Source organism: Angustibacter aerolatus (assembly GCF_054776675.1).
In genome coordinates, this window is sequence record NZ_BAAHBM010000146.1 from 1 (window position 1) to 4,485 (window position 4,485).

7 protein-coding genes are annotated in these 4,485 nt (G+C 75.9%); 3 read left to right on the top strand and 4 right to left on the bottom strand.

The genetic code is table 11. The features are described 5' to 3' along the window. The 3 genes from ACYVI6_RS18095 to ACYVI6_RS18105 all read left to right on the top strand — a co-directional run. On the top strand, positions 1–512 hold a 512-nt coding region (locus ACYVI6_RS18095), incomplete at its 5' end, for an aminotransferase class V-fold PLP-dependent enzyme (protein WP_460447699.1). After that, positions 509–751 carry a sulfurtransferase TusA family protein gene (locus ACYVI6_RS18100; protein ID WP_460447700.1) on the top strand — a complete coding sequence of 81 codons (243 nt, stop codon included), beginning with the start codon at positions 509–511 and terminating at the stop codon, positions 749–751. The genes ACYVI6_RS18095 and ACYVI6_RS18100, both read left to right, overlap by 4 nt. 97 nt (positions 752–848) lie before the next feature. After that, positions 849–1,496: an MSMEG_1061 family FMN-dependent PPOX-type flavoprotein gene (locus ACYVI6_RS18105; RefSeq protein ID WP_460447705.1), complete on the top strand. Its 648-nt coding sequence runs from the start codon at positions 849–851 to the stop codon at positions 1,494–1,496. On the opposite strand, the gene aat is transcribed toward ACYVI6_RS18105, so the two are convergent. The 4 genes from aat to ACYVI6_RS18125 form a co-directional block, all read right to left on the bottom strand. Further along, positions 1,415–2,119: a leucyl/phenylalanyl-tRNA--protein transferase gene (gene aat / locus ACYVI6_RS18110; protein WP_460447701.1), complete on the bottom strand. Its 705-nt coding sequence runs from the start codon at positions 2,117–2,119 to the stop codon at positions 1,415–1,417. The genes ACYVI6_RS18105 and aat overlap by 82 nt on opposite strands. An 18-nt stretch (positions 2,120–2,137) precedes the next feature. Further along, positions 2,138–3,124 (bottom strand): carbohydrate kinase family protein, encoded by a 987-nt coding sequence (locus tag ACYVI6_RS18115; RefSeq protein ID WP_460447702.1) that lies wholly within the window; start codon positions 3,122–3,124, stop codon positions 2,138–2,140. Positions 3,125–3,253: 129 nt separating this feature from the next. Then, on the bottom strand, positions 3,254–3,622 hold the full coding sequence (gene erpA, locus ACYVI6_RS18120) for an iron-sulfur cluster insertion protein ErpA (RefSeq protein ID WP_460447703.1): 369 nt from the start codon (positions 3,620–3,622) through the stop codon (positions 3,254–3,256). A gap of 192 nt (positions 3,623–3,814) precedes the next feature. After that, positions 3,815–4,485: glycerate kinase (locus ACYVI6_RS18125; protein ID WP_460447704.1), on the bottom strand; the 671-nt coding region annotated here is incomplete at its 5' end.

A 4,485-nucleotide genomic window follows, 5' to 3' on the forward strand; every position in this document is an offset into this window, starting at 1 on the left:
CGGGCACGCGCTGGCGCCCGGACGGTCCGGCGGATGAGGCCGAGCAGGGCCGGGTGCCGGGCGAGGTGGACGTGCCGGCGGCCCTGGCCGCCGCCGCTGGGCTGCTCGACGCCGAGCCGCACCGGGAGCGGCGCGCGCGGCCGGTCCACGAGCTGGTGGCCGTGCTCGCCGGGGCGGCCGCCGCCGTGCCCGACACCGAGGTGGTGGGCGACGCCGACGACCGGCTGCCGCACGTCGTCACCTGGTCGAGCCTGTACGTCGACGGCGAGGCGCTGGTGCACGCGCTCGACCGGCTGGGGTTCGCGGTCGCGTCCGGCTCCGCCTGCACCGCCAGCACGCTCGACCCGAGCCACGTGCTGGCGGCCATGGGCGTGCTGACCCACGGCAACGTGCGGGTGACGCTGCCGCTCGACGTCGAGCAGGGCACGGCGGACGACGTCGCCGTCGTCGCCGCGGCCCTGCCCGGCGCGGTGGCCGGGGTGCGCGCGGCCCTCGGGGCGGACCGGCTGTGACCGCGGCCGGACCCGCGGAGCCGGTCGAGGTCGACGCGCGCGGCCTGCGCTGCCCGCTGCCGGTGATCCGGCTGGCCGCGGCGGCCCGCGACCTGCCTGCGGGCACCGAGCTGGTGGTGCTCGCGACCGACCCCGCGGCGGCCGTCGACGTCCCGGCCTGGTGCCGCATGCGCGGGCACGTGTTCCTCGGCGCCGACGGCGAGCGCCTTGCCGTGCGGCTCGGTGCGCCGACACCATGAGCCGGTGACCGAGCCCTCCCCCGCGCCGCCGACGCAGCCCACCACGAGCCGCGACGGCGAGGTGCCGGTCACCGACGCCGCGCAGCTGCGCGAGCTGATGGGCGAGGTGGTCGGCGTCGCGCGCACCAAGGACCGCGACCGGCTCGGCGACGTGCACCGGCGGTGGCTGGCCGCGTCGCCGTTCTGCCTGGTGGCGACGTCGGCGGCCGACGGCACCTGCGACGTGTCGCCGAAGGGCGATCCCCCGGGCTTCGCGCGGGCGCTCGACGACCGCACCCTCGTCGTCCCCGACCGCCCGGGCAACCGACGCGTCGACGGGTTCCTGAACGTGCTGTCGAACCCGCACGTCGGGCTGCTGTTCATGGTGCCCGGCCGCGGCGACACGCTGCGTGTGAACGGCCGGGCGCGACTGGTGCGCGACGCGCCGTGGTTCGACGACCTGGTCGTGCGCGGGCACCGTCCGCACCTGGCCATGGTGGTCGACGTCGAGCAGACGTTCTTCCACTGCAGCAAGGCGTTCCTGCGCTCGAACGTCTGGGACCCGGCGACGTGGGACCCCGACGCCGTCGAGTCGCGGGCGCGGATCGCGAAGGCGCTCGAGCGCTCCGACCAGCCGCTCGAGGAGCTCGAGCGCTACTACGGCGCGGACTACGCCGACGGCCTCTACCGGACGCCGGACCCCGCGGGCCCGCCGAACGCCGGGGGCAGCGGCAGCGACACGGCCTCGGCGAGCAGCTCGAGGTAGCGCTCGCGCGGGACGTCGACGACGCCGAGCGACGCCAGGTGCTCGGTGCGCCACTGGACGTCGAGCAGCCGGCGGTCCGGCGCGGACCCGGCGCGCAGCAGGTCGACCAGCGCGACGAGCGCGGCCTTGGAGGCGTCGCGGGCACGGTGGAACATCGACTCCCCTGCGAACAGGCCGCCGACGGCCACGCCGTAGAGCCCGCCGACGAGCGCGCCGTCCGCCCACGCCTCGACCGAGTGCGCCCACCCGAGGTCGTGCAGCCGGGTGTACGCCTCGACGACGTCGCGGGTGATCCAGCGGCCGTCGCGGGTCGGGTCGGCGCAGGCGAGCACGACGTCGGTGAACGCGGTGTCGACCCGGATGTCGAAGCGCGGCAGCACCTTGCGCAGCGACCGGGTCACCCGCAGCCCGTCGAGCGGCAGCACACCGCGCGGGTCGGGCGACCACCAGCCGAGCGGCGGACGCCCCTGACGGCCGGTGCCCATGGGGAACAGGCCGGTGCGGTAGGCGGCCAGCAGCGTGCCGGGTCGCAGGTCGGCGCCGAGCGCGACGAGGTCGTCGCCGGGCCGGGCGGCGGAGAGGTCGAGCAGCCAGTCGGTCCGCGGCGGCTCGAGGGGTGCCACCGAGTGCCTGCGTCCGGACTAGGCGCGGACGCCGGACAGGTGCGGGGCGACCTCGGCGGCGGCCGCCGGGCCGTACGCGTCGGTGAACCGCTGCAGGAACCCGCCGCGCGCGATCTCGTACTCCTGCGTGCCGATCGTCTCGATCACGTAGGTCGCGAGCATGGAGCCGACCTGCGCGCACCGCTCCGGGTGCAGGTCCCACGACAGGCCCGCCAGGAACCCGGCGCGGAAGGCGTCGCCGACGCCCGTGGGGTCGGCCTTGCGCAGCTCGCGGGCCACGCCCACCTCGATCGTGGGCTCGCCGCGGCGCTCGATGCGCACGCCCTTGCTGCCCAGCGTGGTGACGCGGGTGCCGACGCGGGCGAGCACCTCGTCCGCCGTCCAGCCGGTCTTCTGCTCGGTGAGGTGCGCCTCGTACTCGTTGCTGAACAGCCAGGTGGCGCCCTCGACGAGCCGCCGGATGAACGGGCCGTCGGCGAACGCGAGCTGCTGCGAGGGGTCTGCGGCGAACGGGTAGCCGAGCGCCCGGCACTCCTCCGTGTGCCGCAGCATGCCCTCGGGGTCGTTGGCGCCGATCAGCACCAGGTCGAGGCCGCCGGCCCGCTCGGCCACCGGGCGCAGCTCGATCTCGCGTGCCTCGCTCATGGCGCCGGCGTAGAACGACGCGATCTGCGCCTGGTCGACGTCGGTGGTGCAGATGAACCGGGCGGTGTGCCGCAGCTCGCTGACCCGCACCGACCCGCAGTCGACGCCGTGCCGCTCGAGCCACGAGCGGTAGTCGACCCAGTCGCTGCCCACCGAGCCGACGAGCAGGGGACGCAGGCCCAGGCCCGCCATGCCGAAGCAGATGTTCGCCGCGACGCCGCCGCGGCGCACGTCGAGCTCCTCGACCAGGAACGACAGCGAGATCTTGTCGAGCTGCTCGACCACCAGGGAGTCGGCGAACCGGCCCGGGAAGGTCATCAGGTGATCGGTGGCGATGGAGCCGGTGATGGCGATCTGCACCAGGTGAGGCTACCGGCCGCGGGCGGGGACGCCGACGGCCCCGGACCGCTGGGGTCCGGGGCCGTCGGTTCGCCGGCGGGGCAGCTCGGCTCTGGTGTCGCTCTGGTGGTCGCCCGTGCGGGCGACCGGTCAGCTGAAGCTGTCGCCGCAGGCGCAGCTGCTCTGCGCGTTGGGGTTGTCGATCGTGAAGCCCTGCTTCTCGATCGTGTCGGCGAAGTCGATCGTGGCGCCCATGAGGTACGGGGCGCTCATGCGGTCGACGACCAGCTCGACGCCGTCGAAGTCCTGCACCAGGTCGCCGTCGAGCGAGCGCTCGTCGAAGTACAGCTGGTAGATCAGGCCGGAGCAGCCGCCCGGCTGGACGCCGATGCGCAGCCGCAGGTCGTCGCGACCCTCCTGCTCGAGCAGGCTCTTGACCTTGGCGCTCGCGACGTCGGTGAGCAGCACCTCGTGCGCGGGGGCCTCGGTGGCCTCGGTGGTCTGGGCGGTCTCGGTCATCGGCACAGTCCCTACTCGTCGAGTCGGCGGTCCCCGGTGGCAACCGCCTCTTCGGTCACGGTGTTCCCGCGGCCTTCGTGCACCTCGGTGCACCCGCAGGTGCACCTCCGCAAGCGTACGTCGTGCGCGCCGCCGGCGCGGCACCTCCCCGCGCGACGCGCGTCACCTCGACCCACCTCGACTCATCTGGACTCATCTCGACCAGGTGCGGGCCACCCGGGCGGTGCGCGCGGCGAGCGCCGGCGCGGGCTCGAGGTCGCCGGTGCGGGCGTCGCGGACGGCGTAGCTGCCGGAGACGCCGATGGCCTGGGCCTCGCGGCGGCCGACCTCGAGCTCCTCGGCGACGACGACGGTGGGCAGGCCGCGCGCGGTGGCCGCCTGCGCGACGGCGGCGACGACGGCGTCGCGCAGGGAGTCGAAGCCGAACACGGCCTCACCGGTGACGACGAGGTCGGTGGCGGCGAGCCGGTCGGCGAACCCGACGGCGTCGAGCACGACGTCGACGGCCGCGGCGCGACGGGCGCCGAGCAGCAGCAGCGCGTACCCGAGGCCGCCCCCGGCACCGGCCCCGGCGCTGCCGGAGAGCTTCTGGCCGGTGAGGCTGCGGCCGGCCACGAGCGAGCGCTCGGCGACCTCGGCGAAGCGGCCGAGCGCCGCCTCGAGAGCCTGCGCCTGCCCGGGGGTGGCGCCACGGCCCTCGGCCTCGGTGGCGCTGGCCCCGTGGATGCCGAGCAGCGGCAGGTCGGCGTCGCTGGCGAGCACCAGCTCGACGCCGCGCAGCGACTCGCGGGCGGCGGCCAGGCCCGCCAGCGCGACGTCCGGCAACTCGGCCAGCGCGAGCCCGCCGCGACCGAGCGCGGTCG